The following is a 15,866-nucleotide window of genomic DNA, read 5'->3' as shown; positions in this document are numbered from 1 at the left end:
ACGCCGGAACGACCCAGATACCTAGGAGGCGGAATGCGTTTCACGCGCACTTCCCAAATGCTCAGCGTCGCGGCCATCGCCGTTCTGTCGCTGAGTGCATGCGGCGGCGGAAGCACTGAATCCAGCACGGGCGGCGGCACCACGGACGCCGTCATCGTGGTGGACGGATCCGAGCCCCAGAACCCGCTGATCCCCACCAGCACCAACGAGGTGGGTGGCGGAGCGATCCTCGACCTCATCTTCGCGGGCCTGGTCAGCTACGACGCCGACGGCAAGCCCCAGAACGAGATGGCAGAGTCCATCGAGACCGAGGACGCCCAGAACTACACGATCACGCTCAAGGAGGGCAAGACCTTCACCAACGGTGACCCCGTCACCGCGAGCTCCTTCGTGGACGCCTGGAACTACGGCGCCGCCGCGAAGAACGCGCAGCTCTCGAGCTACTTCTTCGAGAGCATCGAAGGCTACGACGAGGCCAGTGCCGAGGGCTCCACCGTGGAGACCATGAGCGGCCTCACCGTCGTCGACGACCGGACGTTCACCGTCAAGCTGGCCCAGCCCGAGTCCGACTGGCCGCTGCGCCTGGGCTACAGCGCGTTCTTCCCGCTGCCCGCCGCCGCGCTCGAGGATCCTGCAGCCTTCGGCGAGAACCCGATCGGCAACGGACCCTACAAGTTCGCCTCCGAGGGCGCCTGGCAGCACAACCAGCAGATCGAACTCGTGCCGAACGACGAGTACGAAGGCCCGCAGGCCGCCCAGAACGGCGGCGTGACGTTCAAGATCTACCAGAACGACACGACGGCGTACCAGGACCTGATCTCGGACAACCTCGACGTGCTGAAGACGATCCCGACGAGCGACATCAAGAACTTCAAGAACGACCTCGGCGAGCGCTCCATCGAGTCGCCCTACGCGGGTAACCAGACGATCGCCGTGCCGTACTACCTCCCGAACTGGGAGGGTGAGGCGGGCAAGCTGCGGCGCCAGGCGCTCTCGATGGCGATCAACCGTGACGAGATCACCGAGGTCATCTTCAACGGCGGTCGTGAACCTGCGAAGGACTTCACCGCTCCCGTCCTCGAGGGCTACAGCGCGGACCTGCCGGGCAGCGAGAACCTCGAGTACAACCCGGAGGAGGCCAAGAAGCTCTGGGCCGACGCCGAGAAGATCGCGCCCTACGACGAGTCGCAGCCCCTGACCATCGGCTACAACGCCGACAAGGGCGACCACAAGACGTGGGTCGAGGCCGTGGTGAACAACATCAAGAACAACCTGGGCATCGAGGTCGCGGGCAAGCCGTACGCGACCTTCAAGGAAGCGCGTACGGAAGCCACGGAGGAGACCCTCACCGGTGCCCTGCGTGCCGGCTGGCAGGCCGACTACCCGTCGCTGTACAACTTCCTCGGACCGATCTACGCCACCGGCGCCGGATCCAACGATGCCCGCTACAGCAACCCGGAGTTCGACCAGGAGCTGACCGACGGACTCGCCGCCAGCTCGGTCGAGGAGGGCAACGAGGCGATGAACAAGGCCCAGGAGCAGCTCCTGGAGGACCTCCCGGCCATCCCGCTGTGGTACCAGGTCGCCCAGGGCGGCTGGAGCAACAACGTGGACAACGTCGAGTTCGGCTGGAACGGTGTTCCGCTCTACTACGCCATCACCGGCAAGTAACCCGTAACGGACTCGGGGCCTGCCCGGCACAGGGCAGGCCCCTTTTCCGTGCTCCAACGAAAAGGTGCAACACCTCATGAGCCTTCCCCACCTGCGTCCCGTCCGGACGCACGCCGCACCGGGAGGTGCGCGCTGATGGCCTGGTACATCGTCCGACGCTTCCTGCAGCTGATCCCGGTCTTCCTCGGCGCCACGCTGCTGGTGTACTTCCTCGTCTTCAGCCTCCCCGGCGACGCCACCGCCGCCATCTGCGGCGAGCGTGGCTGCACCCCGGCCGTCGTCGCGGGTCTCCGCGAGCAGTACAACCTGGACCAGCCCTTCTGGATCCAGTACCTGCTGTACCTCAAGGGCGTGCTGACGTTCGACCTCGGCACCAACTTCTCGGGCCGGCCGATCGCCACCATCATCGCCGAGGTCTTCCCGACCACGGCGAAGCTCGCCGTCATGGCCCTGGTCATCGAGGCCGTCTTCGGCATCGTCTTCGGCCTCATCGCGGGCCTGCGCAAGGGCAGGCTGTTCGACTCCTCCGTGCTCGTGCTGTCCCTGATCGTGATCGCCGTGCCCATCTTCGTGCTCGGCTTCCTGATGCAGTTCCTCATCGGGGTCAAGCTCCAATGGACCAACCCGACGGTCAGCGGTGACGCCACCTTCACGGAGCTCCTGCTCCCGGCGGTCGTCCTCGGCCTGGTGTCCTTCGCCTACGTCCTGCGCCTGACCCGTACCAGCATCATCGAGAACGTGAACGCGGACTATGTCCGCACGGCGACCGCCAAGGGCCTCAGCCGCCGGCGCGTCGTCGTCGTGCACGTCCTCCGCAACTCGCTGATCCCCGTGGTGACCTTCCTCGGAGCCGACCTCGGCGCCCTCATGGGCGGCGCGATCGTCACCGAAGGAATCTTCAACGTCAACGGGGTCGGCAACACCCTCTACCGTGCCGTGCTGAACGGAGACGGACCGATGGTCGTCTCGATCGTCACGTTCCTGATCCTCATCTTCTGCCTCGCGAACCTGCTGGTGGATCTCCTGTACGCGTGGCTGGACCCAAGGATTCGATATGCCTGAACCAACACCCACCTCCACCGGGACGCAAGCTCCCACCGAGGCACCCACCCCCGTGGCACGCACCAAGAAGTCCGCCTACCCGATCGAGCACTTCGTGGCGGACCCCGACGAGACACCGGTGCGGGCAACCGACAGCGCGGTGTCCGACGCCGCGCCCCGCAGCCTGTGGGGTGAGGCGTGGCGCAGCCTGCGCAAGCAGCCGCTGTTCCTCATCAGCGCCGTCCTCATCCTCGCAGTGGTCTTCGTGGCGCTGTTCCCCGGCATCTTCACGAACGAGCCGCCGAACGAGAACTGCCTGCTCGAGAACTCCGACGGTGGGCCGGCCCCCGGCCATCCGCTGGGCTTCACCGTGCAGGGCTGCGACATCCTCTCGCGCGTCGTCTACGGCACGCAGTCCTCCCTCACCGTGGGTCTGTTCGCCACGCTCGGCGTGGTCCTCATCGGAGGGCTGATCGGCGCGCTGGCCGGCTTCTTCGGCGGCTGGGTGGACGCGGTCCTCGCCCGCGTGGGCGACATCTTCTTCGCCCTGCCGCTGATCCTCGGTGCGATCGTCGTGGTGCAGCTTCCCGTCTTCCAGCAGAACCGCAACGTGTGGACGCTGGTGGTCATCCTCGTGACGTTCGGCTGGCCGCAGATCGCGCGCATCACGCGTGCGGCGGTCATCGAGGTGCGCAACGCCGACTTCGTGACGGCCGCGCGGTCCCTCGGCGTCTCGCCGCTGGGCTCCCTCGTCAAGCACGTCATCCCGAACGCGCTCGCACCGGTGATCGTCATCGCGACGATCTCCCTCGGCACGTTCATCGTGGCGGAGTCGACGCTGTCGTTCCTCGGCATCGGACTGCCGCCGGACGTCATGTCGTGGGGGAACGACATCTTCTCCGCGAAGCCGTCGCTGCGCAGCAACCCCATGGCCATCTTCTGGCCGGGCCTCGCGCTGTCGATCACCGTTCTGAGCTTCATCATGCTGGGCGACGCCCTGCGTGACGCTCTCGATCCGAAGGCACGCAAACGATGAGCCACAGCACCAGCAACGCAAGGGCCGCAGCGCCGTCGGGCATGCCGCAGCCGCTGCTCGAACTCCGCGACCTCGCCATCACCTTCTCGACGTCGAACGGGGACGTCCCGGCGGTGCGCAACGCGCACCTGACCGTGATGCCCGGCGAGACCGTCGCGATCGTGGGGGAGTCGGGCTCCGGCAAGTCGACGACGGCGCTCGCCGCCATCGGCCTCCTGCCCGCCAACGGCCGCGTCTCGAACGGCAGCATCATCTTCGACGGGGAGGACATCACCTCCGCGTCGGAGAAGCGGATCATCGAGCTCCGGGGTTCCTCCATCGGCATGGTGCCGCAGGACCCCATGTCCAACCTGAACCCGGTGTGGAAGATCGGTTTCCAGGTGCGGGAGACGCTAAAGGCCAACGGCCTGCCGAGCGGCCCGCAGGACGTGGCGAAGGTGCTCTCGGAGGCGGGCCTGCCCGACGCCGAGTCGCGCGCGAACCAGTACCCGCACGAGTTCTCGGGCGGCATGCGCCAGCGTGCCCTCATCGCCATCGGACTGTCCTGCCGTCCGCGGCTGCTCATCGCCGACGAGCCGACGTCGGCCCTGGACGTCACCGTGCAGCGGCAGATCCTCGACCACCTGGACACCATGACGGAGGAACTCGGCACCGCCGTGCTGCTCATCACGCACGACCTCGGCCTCGCTGCCGAGCGCGCGCACAAGGTGATCGTCATGTACAAGGGGCAGGTCGTCGAGGCGGGTCCCGCCCTCGAACTGCTGACCAACCCGCGCCACCCGTACACGCAGAAGCTCGTGGCGTCCGCGCCGTCGATCGCGTCCCGCCGCATCGAGTCGGCGAAGCGGGCCGGCATCGAGACGGAGGACCTGCTCGCCCCGGCGTCAGCGAAGAGTGCTTCACCGGACAAGGTGATCGAGGTCGAGGACCTGACGAAGGTCTTCAAGATCCGCGGGAACTGGGGCAAGTCCACGGAGTTCACCGCGGTGGACAAGGTGTCCTTCTCGATCGCACGCGGCACCACGACCGCCGTCGTCGGCGAGTCCGGCTCGGGCAAGTCGACCGTCGCGAAGATGGTCCTCGGGCTGGAAGGGGCGACCTCGGGCAGCATCCGCTTCGACGGCGTGGACATCACCACGCTCGGACGCAAGGAGATGTTCGACTTCCGCCGCCGTGTGCAGCCGATCTTCCAGGACCCCTACGGTTCGCTCGATCCGATGTACAACATCTACCGGACCATCGAGGAGCCCCTCCGTGTCCACGGGGTGGGGGACGCGAAGAGCCGGGAGAAGAAGGTACGCGAGCTGCTCGACCAGGTGGCACTGCCGTCCGCGATGATGCAGCGCTTCCCCAACGAGCTGTCCGGCGGCCAGCGACAGCGCGTGGCGATCGCCCGCGCCCTGGCCCTGGACCCGGAGGTCGTGATCTGCGACGAGGCCGTCTCGGCGCTCGACGTGCTGGTGCAGGCGCAGATCCTGAACCTGCTCGCCGACCTGCAGTCCGATCTCGGCCTGAGCTACCTCTTCATCACCCACGATCTCGCGGTGGTGAGGCAGATCGCCGACTCCGTGGCCGTCATGGAGAAGGGCAGGCTCGTCGAGCAGGGGACCACGGACGAGGTGTTCGACAACCCGAAGACCGCCTACACGCAGGCGCTGCTCGCGGCGATCCCCGGCGCCGGACTCGTGCTGCCTCCCGAGGTCGCATAGCGGCCCACAACGACGGCGCCCACCGCGCCGACCGGAGGACGACGGCGGCGGTTCCCTTCCCAGGGACCGCCGCCGTTGTGCGCCCACAGCGAATCCGGACGCCGATTGACAGGGCGCATTAGGTCTGTTTTTACCTCTCGCCTAGACTGGTAGGAGGGCGCGCACTGCAGCCGCCGTCACTTTCCCCGCAGTTGATACTGAATTGAGTCCTTACGCATGTCTGAAACCACAGGCAACACCGCTGTCCGCAGCGATCTCCGCAACGTAGCCATCGTGGCCCACGTTGACCACGGAAAAACCACCCTGGTCGATGCCATGCTGAAGCAGACCAACTCGTTCGCTGCGCACGGCGACGTCGCCGACCGCGTCATGGACTCGGGTGACCTCGAGCGCGAGAAGGGCATCACCATCCTCGCCAAGAACACCACGGTGTTCTACGACGGTCCGTCCGCCAAGGGCGAGACGATCACCATCAATGTCATCGACACCCCCGGCCACGCCGACTTCGGCGGCGAGGTCGAGCGCGGCCTGTCCATGGTCGACGGCGTCGTCCTCCTCGTCGACGCGTCCGAGGGCCCGCTGCCCCAGACCCGCTTCGTCCTCCGCAAGGCCCTCGCGGCCAAGCTCCCCGTGGTGCTGCTGGTCAACAAGACCGACCGCCCCGACTCCCGCATCGAGGAGGTCGTCAGCGAGTCCATGGACCTGCTCCTCGGCCTCGCCTCCGACCTCGCGGACGAGGTCCCCGACCTCGACCTCGACGCGATCCTCAACGTTCCCGTCGTCTACGCCGCCGCCCGCGCCGGTGCCGCCTCGCTCGAGCAGCCGGCGGACGGGACCGTGCCGTCGAACGACAACCTGGAGCCCCTGTTCCAGACGATCATCGAGCACATCCCCGCACCCCGCTACAACCCCGAGGGTGTCCTGCAGGCACACGTGACCAACCTGGATGCCTCGCCGTTCCTCGGCCGCCTCGCCCTGCTGCGCATCTTCAACGGAACCCTGCGCAAGGGCCAGACCGTCGCCTGGGCCCGCCAGAACGGCGAGCTGAAGTCCGTCAAGATCACCGAGCTCCTCGCCACGAAGGCGCTGGACCGTGTTCCCACCGACTCCGCCGGACCCGGCGAGATCGTCGCCGTCGCCGGTATCGAGGGCATCACCATCGGTGAGACCCTCACCGACGTCGACAACCCCCAGCCCCTGCCGCTCATCACGGTTGACGACCCCGCGATCTCCGTGACCATCGGCATCAACACCTCGCCGCTCGCCGGCAAGGTCAAGGGCGCCAAGGTCACGGCACGCCAGGTCAAGGACCGCCTCGACAAGGAGCTCATCGGCAACGTCTCGCTCCGCGTCCTGCCCACCGCACGCCCCGACGCGTGGGAGGTCCAGGGCCGCGGCGAGCTCGCACTGGCCATCCTCGTGGAGCAGATGCGCCGCGAGGGCTTCGAACTCACCGTCGGCAAGCCCCAGGTGGTCACCAGGACCATCGACGGCAAGATCCACGAGCCGATGGAGCACATGACCATCGACGTCCCCGAGGAGTACCTCGGCGGCGTCACCCAGCTCATGGCCGCCCGCAAGGGCCGGATGACCAACATGGCCAACCACGGCACCGGCTGGGTCCGCATGGAGTTCATCGTCCCGGCGCGAGGCCTGATCGGCTTCCGCACCCGCTTCCTGACCGACACCCGCGGTGCAGGTATCGCAGCGTCCATCTCCGAGGGCTACGAGCCGTGGGCCGGTGACATCGAGTACCGCACCAACGGTTCGATGATCGCCGACCGCGCCGGCGTCGTGACCCCGTTCGCGATGATCAATCTGCAGGAGCGCGGCTCGTTCTTCGTGCAGCCCACCTCCGAGGTGTACGAGGGCATGATCGTCGGCGAGAACTCACGCGCCGACGACATGGAGGTCAACATCACGAAGGAGAAGAAGCTCACCAACATGCGTGCGGCCTCCTCCGACACCTTCGAGAACCTGACCCCGCCCCGCAACCTCACGCTCGAGGAGTCCCTCGAGTTCGCCCGCGAGGACGAGTGCGTCGAGGTCACGCCGGAGTCCATCCGTATCCGCAAGGTCATCCTCGACGCCAACGAGCGCATGCGCGCCTCGCGTTCACGCGCCCGCGCCTAGCTCCACCAGCACCATGGCACACGACGACGCCGGCGCCTCCCCAGCGGGGGAGGGCCGGCGTTCGGCGTTCCCGGGGACGGGGGACTCCGGCCCGATCTCACGGGCGGACCCGTCCGTGCCGGACGCATCGGCCGCCGGACGGTACGGGAGCGACGACGATCGACGGGCGGCTGCGGCCGCGGCCGCGGCTCCAGGCGCCCGGCCCGGGTCATCGGGCCCCGCGACGTCCGCTCCGCGCCGCCTCGTGGCCGTGGTGGGGGCTGTCGTCGCCGGGATCACGGCAGCGGTGTTCGGGACGCTGCTGCACGCGCACGTGCTCTTCGTCGCCGGTACGGCGCTGCCCGTGGGCGCGGTGGCCGCACTGGCGCTCGCCGGCAGCCTGTTCCTGCTGAGCGGGCTCTGGGCGCGGAGCGTCGCGATGACGGCGGTGGCAGGAGTGGTCGCGTACGGCGTGGTCGCCCTGCTGTCCACGTCGTCGAAGACGCTGATCCTCACCGGCTCGTCGGAGGTCGCCCCGGGGACCGCCGCCGCGGGCAACCTCTGGCTCTTCGGTGTGCTCGCGATGACGCTCGTCGCCGTGACGCTGGGCGCCGTCGTGCTGCGTCCGCAGCGGCGCCGCTAGCAGTCCCGCGAAGTCAGTCCGCGGTGCGGTCCAGGTGGTGCGCGAGCATGATCGAGGTGGCCGTGCCGTCCTCGTCGGGGTCCCGCCGGGCGTACTCCTCGAACACGTCACGGATACGGCCCATCATTTCGGCGCGGTGCTCGTCGTTGAGCCGGACGCCGAGGCGCCAGACGTCGATCTCGGACGGCTGCAGGCCCTCGATCTCCTGCAGGAACGTCTCCACGAGCACGGGCGCCGCATTCGGGATACGGCTGTGCCAGGACAACCCTGTGGCGCGATAGGGGATCTCCTTGGCGCCACGGTTGCCGGTGCGGGCGTCGTCGGCAGCGAGGAAACCGGTGGACAGGAGGGTGCGCACGTGGTGCAGCGCCGTCGCCGGATTGAGATCCAGCGTCTCGGCGATCTCCTTGTTGGTCCTCGCCTTGTGGAGGCACAGACGCAGGATGCGGAGCCTGACAGGGGAGCTGAGCGCCCGGCCTCGGGCCTGGAGATCCTCGTCTGTGTCCATCCGCCGATTGTACGGGAATTCGACCTATCGATTGATAGGTCCCAATCACTGTTACGCCGTTCCCCGGCGGGGGGCCCTGCGCGGCGGAGCCGGCGGCACCGTCTTCGCGGCCGCCACATCGGAGAGGAGGACGACGTCGTCCCCCCTGCGGGTGCGCACGGTGCAGCTGGTGCCGTCCCGCGCGATCAGGTCGCCCAGCGAGTCGGTGAAGCCGTCGTCGAGGCGGCGCCGCACGACGACCCTCGTATTCAGGGGGAGCGAGGCGAGGAGGTCGAGGGGGCTCTGCACCCGTCAAGGGTAGACCTCCGGGCGCGTCGGCGCGGCCGACCCCGGGCGGGGAGCGGGTGGTCCTGCCGGAGGGAGGCGTTGCGTTAAGCTGGAGACCGCACCTCGGGTGCGCAGCCGACCCAGCTCCAACGAAAGGCGTGGGAAGTGACCTACGTAATCGCGCAGCCATGCGTGGACGTCAAGGACAAGGCCTGTATCGAAGAGTGCCCTGTCGACTGCATCTATGAGGGCGAGCGGTCGCTCTACATCCACCCCGACGAATGCGTGGACTGCGGCGCGTGCGAGCCCGTCTGCCCGGTGGAGGCCATCTACTACGAGGACGACACTCCCGAGCAGTGGGCCGAGTACTACAAGGCGAACGTCGAGTTCTTCGACGACCTCGGCTCGCCCGGCGGTGCCGCGAAGGTCGGCAACACGGGCTTCGACCACCCCATCATCGCGGCCCTGCCGCCCCAGAACCAGCCCGCGTAGGTGGTGGCCGGGGAGCCGAAGCCGTTCGGCCTGCACCTGCCCGACTACCCCTGGGACGCGATGGCGCCCTACCGGGCGGTCGCCGCCGAGCATCCGGCGGGCGTGGTGGACCTGTCCATCGGGACGCCCGTCGATCCGACCCCGGAACTCATCCGGTCCGCGCTGGCCGCGGCCGCCGATGCGCACGGGTACCCCACCACGCACGGCACCACAGCGCTGCGGGAAGCCATCAGCGCCTGGTTCGCGCGCCGCCGCGGCGTGCCGGGCCTGGATCCCCTCGACATCCTGCCCACCGTCGGGTCCAAGGAACTGGTCGCGTGGCTGCCGCTCCTGCTGGGACTCGGCGAGGGGGACGTCGTCGTCCGTCCCACGGTGGCGTACCCGACCTACGACATCGGAGCCCATCTCGCGGGCGCGACGCCCGTCCCGGCCGATTCCCTGGCGGAACTCCCCGGGGACGTGCGCGCCCGGGTGCGCCTCGTCTGGATCAACTCGCCGGGCAACCCCACGGGGGACGTGCTCGACGTCCACGCCCTGAAGGCGATCGTCGACGACGCCCGCTCCCTCGGAGCTGTCGTCGCATCGGACGAGTGCTACGGGGAACTGGGCTGGGGCGCCTGGGATCCCGCGGAGGGTGGCGAACCCGTGCCCAGCGTCCTCGACCCACGGGTCTCCGGCGGCTCGCACGAGCTCCTGCTGGCCGTCTACTCACTGAGCAAGCAGTCCAACCTCGCCGGGTACCGTGCTGCCTTCACGGCCGGCGATCCGGCGATCATCGCCAACCTCGTCAACTCGCGCAAGCACGCCGGCATGATCGTGCCCTATCCGGTGCAGGAAGCGATGCGCGTGGCGCTCGGTGACGATACCCACGTGGCGGAACAGAAGGACCTGTACCGGCGACGCCGTGCCCTGCTGGTCCCGGCCCTCGAGGCCGCCGGATTCACCATCAGCGGTTCCGTGGCCGGCCTGTACCTCTGGGCGTCCGACGGTGAGCCCACCTGGGACACCATCGGCCGACTGGCCGGGCTCGGCATCCTCGCGGGCCCCGGCACCTTCTACGGGGATGCGGGTTCAGGTTTCATCCGGGTCGCGCTCACGGGCAGCGACGAGAGGATCGAGGCGGCGGTCGCCCGCCTCGCCGACCTGGTCCGCTGAGCGGCGCTGGTCACCGGTGCACGGCGAAGGGCAGCAGGATTAGTGATCGGGCCCCGCTGGCGGTAGCGTTTCAGCTGAATGTGCGTTTCCCGGAGTGACGTGTGTCCTCCTGTGTTGCGATGACGATATGTGGCGACGACCTCGCTCCAGCTCCTGAAGGAGAATCGATGACCGAGCAGAATGCTGCTTCCCTGCACTACGGCGGTGGCGAACTCAGCCTCCCGCTGGTGCCCGCCGTTGAGGGCAACAACGGCTACGACGTGTCGAAACTGCTGAAGCAGACCGGCCAGGTCACCTTCGACCCGGGCTTCATGAACACAGCGGCCACCACGTCCGCGATCACCTACATCGACGGCGACGCCGGGATCCTGCGCTACCGCGGCTACCCGATCGAGGAACTCGCGAAGAACTCGAGCTTCCTGGAGGTCTCCTACCTCCTCATCTACGGCAACCTGCCGACACCCGAGGAACTGTCCGCGTTCGACGGACGGATCCGCCGCCACACCCTGCTGCACGAGGAGCTCAAGGGCTTCTTCGGCGGATTCCCCCGCGACGCGCACCCCATGCCCGTGCTGTCCTCGGCGGTCTCGGCGCTGTCCACGTTCTACCAGGACTCCCTGGACCCCTTCGACGACGAGCAGGTGGAGCTCTCCACGTTCCGCCTCATGGCGAAGCTGCCCGTCATCGCGGCCTACGCGCACAAGAAGTCCATCGGCCAGCCGATGCTGTACCCGGACAACTCCATGAACCTCGTGGAGAACTTCCTGCGGCTCTCCTTCGGCCTGCCGGCCGAGCCGTACGACCTCGATCCGATGATGGTCAAGGCCCTGGACCTGCTGCTCATCCTGCACGCGGACCACGAGCAGAACTGCTCCACGTCGACGGTCCGCCTCGTGGGCAGCTCGAACGCGAACATGTTCGCGTCGGTCTCCGCGGGCATCAACGCTCTCTTCGGCCCGCTGCACGGTGGCGCGAACGAGGCCGTGCTCAACATGCTGCGCGACATCCAGGCCAAGGGCATGCAGCCCGAGGACTTCATGGAGAAGGTCAAGAAGAAGGAAGACGGCGTGAAGCTCATGGGCTTCGGGCACCGCGTCTACAAGAACTACGACCCGCGTGCCAAGATCGTCAAGGCCACGGCCCACGACATCCTCAACAAGCTCGGCGGCAACGACGAACTGCTCGACATCGCCATGCGCCTCGAGGAGAAGGCGCTCGCGGACGACTACTTCATCGAGCGGAAGCTCTACCCGAACGTCGACTTCTACACGGGGCTGATCTACAAGGCGATGGGCTTCCCGGAGAAGATGTTCACCGTGCTGTTCGCGATCGGGCGCCTGCCCGGCTGGATCGCGCAGTGGCGCGAGATGATGCAGGATCCGCAGACCAAGATCGGGCGCCCGCGCCAGCTGTACACGGGCGAGGGAGAGCGGCACTACCCCGCGATCTGAGCCGCGGGACGAGCTTTCCCGCACCCGGTACGGAAACGGCCGCCCACCATCAGGTGGGCGGCCGTCGTCGTTCCGGGACGAGGAGGTCAGGCGACCGGGGCCGTCGCGTAGCCCTGCGGGTTGTTCCTCTGCCAGCGCCAGTGGTCCTCGCACATCTCGGCGAGGGTCCGCGTCGCGGACCAGCCGAGGTCGGCCAGGGCGGAGGAGGGGTCCGCGTAGCTCACGGCCGCGTCGCCGGGCCGGCGGGGAGCGAACTCGTAGGGGATGTCCCGGCCCACCGCGGCCGAGAACGCCGTGAGGACCTCGAGGACGGAGGAGCCGTTGCCGGTGCCGAGGTTCCACGTGTGCACGCCGCCGCGCGCCACGAGGTAGTCGAGCGCGGCGAGGTGCCCCTCGGCGAGGTCGACCACGTGGATGTAGTCGCGCACGCCCGTGCCGTCCGGCGTCGGGTAGTCGTTGCCGAACACCATCACCTTCTCGCGCCGGCCGACGGCCACCTGCGCCACGAACGGCAGCAGGTTGTTGGGCACGCCGGTGGGGTCCTCACCGATGGTGCCCGAGGCATGCGCGCCCACCGGGTTGAAGTAGCGCAGCAGGGCGATGTTCCACCGTGGGTCGGCGGCACCGAGGTCCGAGAGGATGTCCTCGATCTGCTCCTTGGTGCGCCCGTAAGGATTCACGGCGTCCAGGGGGAGCTTCTCGGTGAGGGGTACCTCCTCGGAGGCACCGTACACGGTGGCGGACGAACTGAAGACCAGCGTGCGCACGCCGGCATCGTCCATCACACGCAGCAGGTTCAGCGTGCCCCCCACGTTGTTGGAGTAGTAGTACAGCGGCTTCTCGACCGATTCACCCACGGCCTTCAGGCCCGCGAAGTGGATCACGGCGTCGACCTTCTCCTCCGCGAAGATGGACCGCAGCCGGGGCTCGTCGAGCAGATCGGCCTGGTGGAACGTGGGCGTGCGGCCGGCGAGGGCCGCGACACGCTCGAGCGAGGTCTCGGTGGAGTTCAGCAGGTTGTCGACGACGACGACGTCATGGCCGTGTTCGAGCAGGGTCAGGACGGTGTGCGAGCCGATGTAGCCACTGCCACCGGTAACGAGGATCTTCATGCTTCCATCCTAGGTCGGCGTCCCACCCGACTCTTCCACCGCGTCGTCCTCCGGGCCGTCCTCCGCGTGCGGTTCCATGAGTCCAGCGAAACGGACGCGGCTCTGGAGCGGCCGCGGGTGCGGGGTCTACTCTGGGAGCCAGCCCGACCGGTCCCGAAGGAGGCCCATGTCGTACCCCGGGTACAGCACGTACTTCACCGTGGACACCTCCCAGGTGCTCCTCGTGGCGCTCTACCTGCGGGACTGCGCCGGGCTGCGGGGGGTCGGACTCCCCGCGCTGCCGCCGGTCGTCCCTTCCGTGCGGACGGTCGAGACCCGGCGGCTGACCGAGCAGGCGGGTGGTGACACGGCACTGCGGGTCGAGTGGGAGGCGTGGTGGCACAGCCTCCTCGGAGGCCGTATCAGCGACGCCGTCCTGCCCCTGCCGCCACGCTTCGAGGCGCTGGACGGCATGGAGGCGCTGAAGGCGCTCATGCGGGCCCACGTCGGGGCAGCCATGGACTGGGCCGAGGAGCGGTGCGCGGAGTATGCCCTCCACACGGGGGCGAGGGGCGCCGACAGCATGGAGTACCTGCTGGCGCGGATCGTGCAGGAACGCGAGCTGGAACTGGGCCGGGACGCCCGCCACTTCACGCTGCAGGTCGTCGAACTCCCGCTGGGCGTCCACCGCGCGTGGTGGGTGGAGCCGGACAAACTCCTGATGTGCCAGGAGCTGTTCGACGACGAGCGGTCCTTCCGCAGCTATGTGGAGCCGGTGGTCAGGGTGCTCGCCTGAGCCGCTGGCCGGTCAGGGCGTCATCCCTGCGACGGTGACGACCAGGGTCCCGGGGTCCGTCGGCGTCGGAGTCCACCCGCCGTCGGACCTCACCCATTCAAGGCCCCCGTAGGCGACCGAGGTGATGTGCAGATCGGCGGCGTTCGCGACGGCCCACTGCGCGGGCGCCCAGCCCGTCGTCCCGCTCACGCCCAGGGTGAGGGTCCTCCCGTCGGCGACGCCCCCGAGCGGCCCGAAGACCTCGTCGGCGGCGTCGGACACCGCGATGGTGTCGCCGTCCGCGGCCGGTTCCCGGAGCGTGCAGTCGAGGGCGGCAGGGGAGTTGCCCGTCAGCGCGGAGGCGAAGGCGCGTCCTTCCGGCTCGTGGTCCGCGTACGCCTCGGGGTAGGCGGACCGCTGGACCGTCTGCGCCGCCTCGGTGATGGGCAGCGTCTCGTAGCCCGGCACCTCCACCAGGGCGTCGTAGAAGGCGCCGGTGGCGTAGAGCGGCGTCATGACCTGCTCCTCCGTGCCCCAGCCCTGCGAGGGCCGCTGCTGGAACAGCCCGCGGGAGTCGGGGCCGGCGTCGTCCCCGTAGCCGATGTTCTCGAGCCGCGACTCCTGGATGGCCGTGGCGATCGCGATGGACGCCGCCCGCGCAGGCAGGCCGCGCTGGACGGCGACGCCGGAGATCAGGGCGGCGTTCCCGGCCTGCGTCGGGCTCAGCTCGAAGGTATCGGCGCCCACCGTGGCACTGCAGCGTTCACGGACCAATACCTCGCTGTCCTGGAGCCGGTCGAGCGCGAGGACGCCACCGCCGACGACGACGACCCCGAGGGCGGCGAGCATGGCACCGGTCCGCAGCCGGCGCCGGCGGCGACGGACAGCAGCGGAGGGGGGCCGCGGCACCACGGGCTAGTTGGCGTGCAGGGCCGGGTTGAGCGCGATCCCGTCGCCGGTGCGCGGACGTGCCTCGACCGCACCGGTGGCGGAGTTGCGCAGGAAGAGGATGCCCGGTTCACCCGAGAGGTCCTTGGCCTTCACGAGCGTCCCGTCCTGAAGGGTCACCTTGGTGCCGGCCGTGAGGTACAGGCCGGCCTCGACCACGCAGTCGTCCCCGAGGGAGATGCCCACACCGGACTCGGCGCCGAGCAGGCAGCGCTCACCGATGGTGATGCGTTCCTTGCCGCCACCCGAGAGGGTGCCCATGATCGAGGCGCCGCCGCCGATGTCGGAGCCGTTGCCCACCACCACACCCGCGGAGATACGGCCCTCGACCATGGAGTGGCCGAGGGTGCCCGCGTTGAAGTTCACGAAGCCCTCGTGCATCACGGTGGTGCCGTCGGCGAGATGGGCACCCAGGCGGACACGATCGGCGTCGGCGATCCTCACGCCTGCCGGCACCACGTAGTCCACCATGCGCGGGAACTTGTCGACGCCGTGCACGGCCACGGGTCCGCGCGCCCGCAGGGCGGCCCGGACGGTCTCGAAGCCCTGCACGGGGGCCGGTCCGTGGTTCGTCCAGACCACAGTGGCCAGGAGCCCGAAGATGCCGTCGAGGTTGATGGTGTTGGGCTCGACGAGCCGGTGGGAGAGCAGGTGCAGCCTCAGGTACGCGTCCTCGGTCCCGGCCGGGGCGTCGTCCGGATCCACGGCGAGGTCCACGACCCGCTGGGTCACCTGCCGCGCGTCGTCGGACCCGGAGCCTGCGAGCGTCTCGAGGGTGTTGCGCAACTCCTGCTGCGCGGCGGCGTCCATCGGATCGGCTCCGAGCCAGGGGGCGGGGAACCACGTATCCAGGACGGTGCCGTCCGAGGCCACCGTCGCGAGGCCGATGCCACCGGCCACACGCTGGGAGGCTCCGGGCAGGGAAGGGCTGGGCGTAGGAGGAGTCATGGGCAGCAGTCTACCGAGG

At 68.7% G+C, this 15,866-nt stretch carries 15 protein-coding genes; 10 read left to right on the top strand and 5 right to left on the bottom strand.

All coding sequences use genetic code 11. From position 1 onward, the window contains the following. The first annotated feature begins 33 nt into the window (after positions 1-33). The 6 genes from AC0Z9V_RS05540 to AC0Z9V_RS05515 all read left to right on the top strand — a co-directional run bounded on the left by AC0Z9V_RS05540 (position 34) and on the right by AC0Z9V_RS05515 (position 8,212). The gene (locus tag AC0Z9V_RS05540; protein ID WP_485140953.1) at positions 34-1,671 is read left to right on the top strand and encodes a peptide ABC transporter substrate-binding protein; all 1,638 of its coding nucleotides are present in this window, start codon (positions 34-36) and stop codon (positions 1,669-1,671) included. A gap of 135 nt (positions 1,672-1,806) precedes the next feature. Continuing rightward, complete coding sequence (locus AC0Z9V_RS05535) at positions 1,807-2,733, top strand: ABC transporter permease (protein WP_485140952.1); 927 nt, start codon at positions 1,807-1,809, stop codon at positions 2,731-2,733. Next, positions 2,726-3,748 (top strand): ABC transporter permease, encoded by a 1,023-nt coding sequence (locus tag AC0Z9V_RS05530; RefSeq protein WP_133083297.1) that lies wholly within the window; start codon positions 2,726-2,728, stop codon positions 3,746-3,748. The genes AC0Z9V_RS05535 and AC0Z9V_RS05530 overlap by 8 nt, the downstream gene beginning before the upstream one ends. Then, positions 3,745-5,457: an ABC transporter ATP-binding protein gene (locus tag AC0Z9V_RS05525; protein WP_133083296.1), complete on the top strand. Its 1,713-nt coding sequence runs from the start codon at positions 3,745-3,747 to the stop codon at positions 5,455-5,457. The genes AC0Z9V_RS05530 and AC0Z9V_RS05525 overlap by 4 nt, the downstream gene beginning before the upstream one ends. 216 nt (positions 5,458-5,673) lie before the next feature. Then, a complete protein-coding gene (gene typA, locus AC0Z9V_RS05520) occupies positions 5,674-7,590 on the top strand; it encodes a translational GTPase TypA (RefSeq protein WP_208741611.1) in 1,917 nt (638 codons plus the stop codon). A gap of 13 nt (positions 7,591-7,603) precedes the next feature. Then, a complete protein-coding gene (locus AC0Z9V_RS05515; RefSeq protein WP_485140951.1) occupies positions 7,604-8,212 on the top strand; it encodes a hypothetical protein in 609 nt (202 codons plus the stop codon). A 13-nt stretch (positions 8,213-8,225) separates the two neighbouring features. Here the strand turns inward: AC0Z9V_RS05515 and AC0Z9V_RS05510 are convergent, their stop codons facing one another. Both AC0Z9V_RS05510 and AC0Z9V_RS05505 read right to left on the bottom strand, forming a co-directional pair. Then, positions 8,226-8,720: an ArsR/SmtB family transcription factor gene (locus tag AC0Z9V_RS05510; protein WP_208741610.1), complete on the bottom strand. Its 495-nt coding sequence runs from the start codon at positions 8,718-8,720 to the stop codon at positions 8,226-8,228. 51 nt (positions 8,721-8,771) lie between these two features. Further along, positions 8,772-9,008: a hypothetical protein gene (locus tag AC0Z9V_RS05505; protein WP_133083292.1), complete on the bottom strand. Its 237-nt coding sequence runs from the start codon at positions 9,006-9,008 to the stop codon at positions 8,772-8,774. 144 nt (positions 9,009-9,152) lie between these two features. Here AC0Z9V_RS05505 and fdxA point away from each other — a divergent pair, with 144 nt between their 5' ends. From fdxA to AC0Z9V_RS05490, 3 genes are all read left to right on the top strand, one after another. Beyond that, positions 9,153-9,479, top strand: coding sequence for a ferredoxin (gene fdxA / locus AC0Z9V_RS05500; protein ID WP_049829022.1), 327 nt, complete (start codon positions 9,153-9,155; stop codon positions 9,477-9,479). Between the two features lie 3 nt (positions 9,480-9,482). Next, positions 9,483-10,634, top strand: a complete 1,152-nt coding sequence (dapC, locus tag AC0Z9V_RS05495) for a succinyldiaminopimelate transaminase (RefSeq protein WP_485141279.1) — start codon at positions 9,483-9,485, stop codon at positions 10,632-10,634. A 167-nt stretch (positions 10,635-10,801) separates the two neighbouring features. Beyond that, positions 10,802-12,085: a citrate synthase gene (locus AC0Z9V_RS05490; RefSeq protein ID WP_133083290.1), complete on the top strand. Its 1,284-nt coding sequence runs from the start codon at positions 10,802-10,804 to the stop codon at positions 12,083-12,085. A gap of 86 nt (positions 12,086-12,171) precedes the next feature. Here the strand turns inward: AC0Z9V_RS05490 and galE are convergent, their stop codons facing one another. Continuing rightward, a complete protein-coding gene (gene galE, locus AC0Z9V_RS05485) occupies positions 12,172-13,197 on the bottom strand; it encodes a UDP-glucose 4-epimerase GalE (RefSeq protein ID WP_459267071.1) in 1,026 nt (341 codons plus the stop codon). Positions 13,198-13,363: 166 nt separating this feature from the next. Between galE and AC0Z9V_RS05480 the strand changes: the two genes are divergently transcribed. Then, positions 13,364-13,972, top strand: coding sequence for a hypothetical protein (locus AC0Z9V_RS05480; protein ID WP_485140950.1), 609 nt, complete (start codon positions 13,364-13,366; stop codon positions 13,970-13,972). 12 nt (positions 13,973-13,984) lie between these two features. Here AC0Z9V_RS05480 and AC0Z9V_RS05475 read toward each other — a convergent pair whose 3' ends face one another. Both AC0Z9V_RS05475 and dapD read right to left on the bottom strand, forming a co-directional pair. After that, positions 13,985-14,800, bottom strand: a complete 816-nt coding sequence (locus tag AC0Z9V_RS05475; RefSeq protein WP_485141278.1) for a hypothetical protein — start codon at positions 14,798-14,800, stop codon at positions 13,985-13,987. A 66-nt stretch (positions 14,801-14,866) separates the two neighbouring features. Then, positions 14,867-15,847, bottom strand: a complete 981-nt coding sequence (dapD, locus tag AC0Z9V_RS05470; RefSeq protein ID WP_133080998.1) for a 2,3,4,5-tetrahydropyridine-2,6-dicarboxylate N-succinyltransferase — start codon at positions 15,845-15,847, stop codon at positions 14,867-14,869. Positions 15,848-15,866 lie beyond the last annotated feature (19 nt).

The sequence above is a fragment of the Arthrobacter sp. UYP4 genome, from assembly GCF_057291175.1.
Note: the sequence above shows the minus strand (reverse complement) of the source record. Positions and strands in the feature narration are given on the sequence as shown.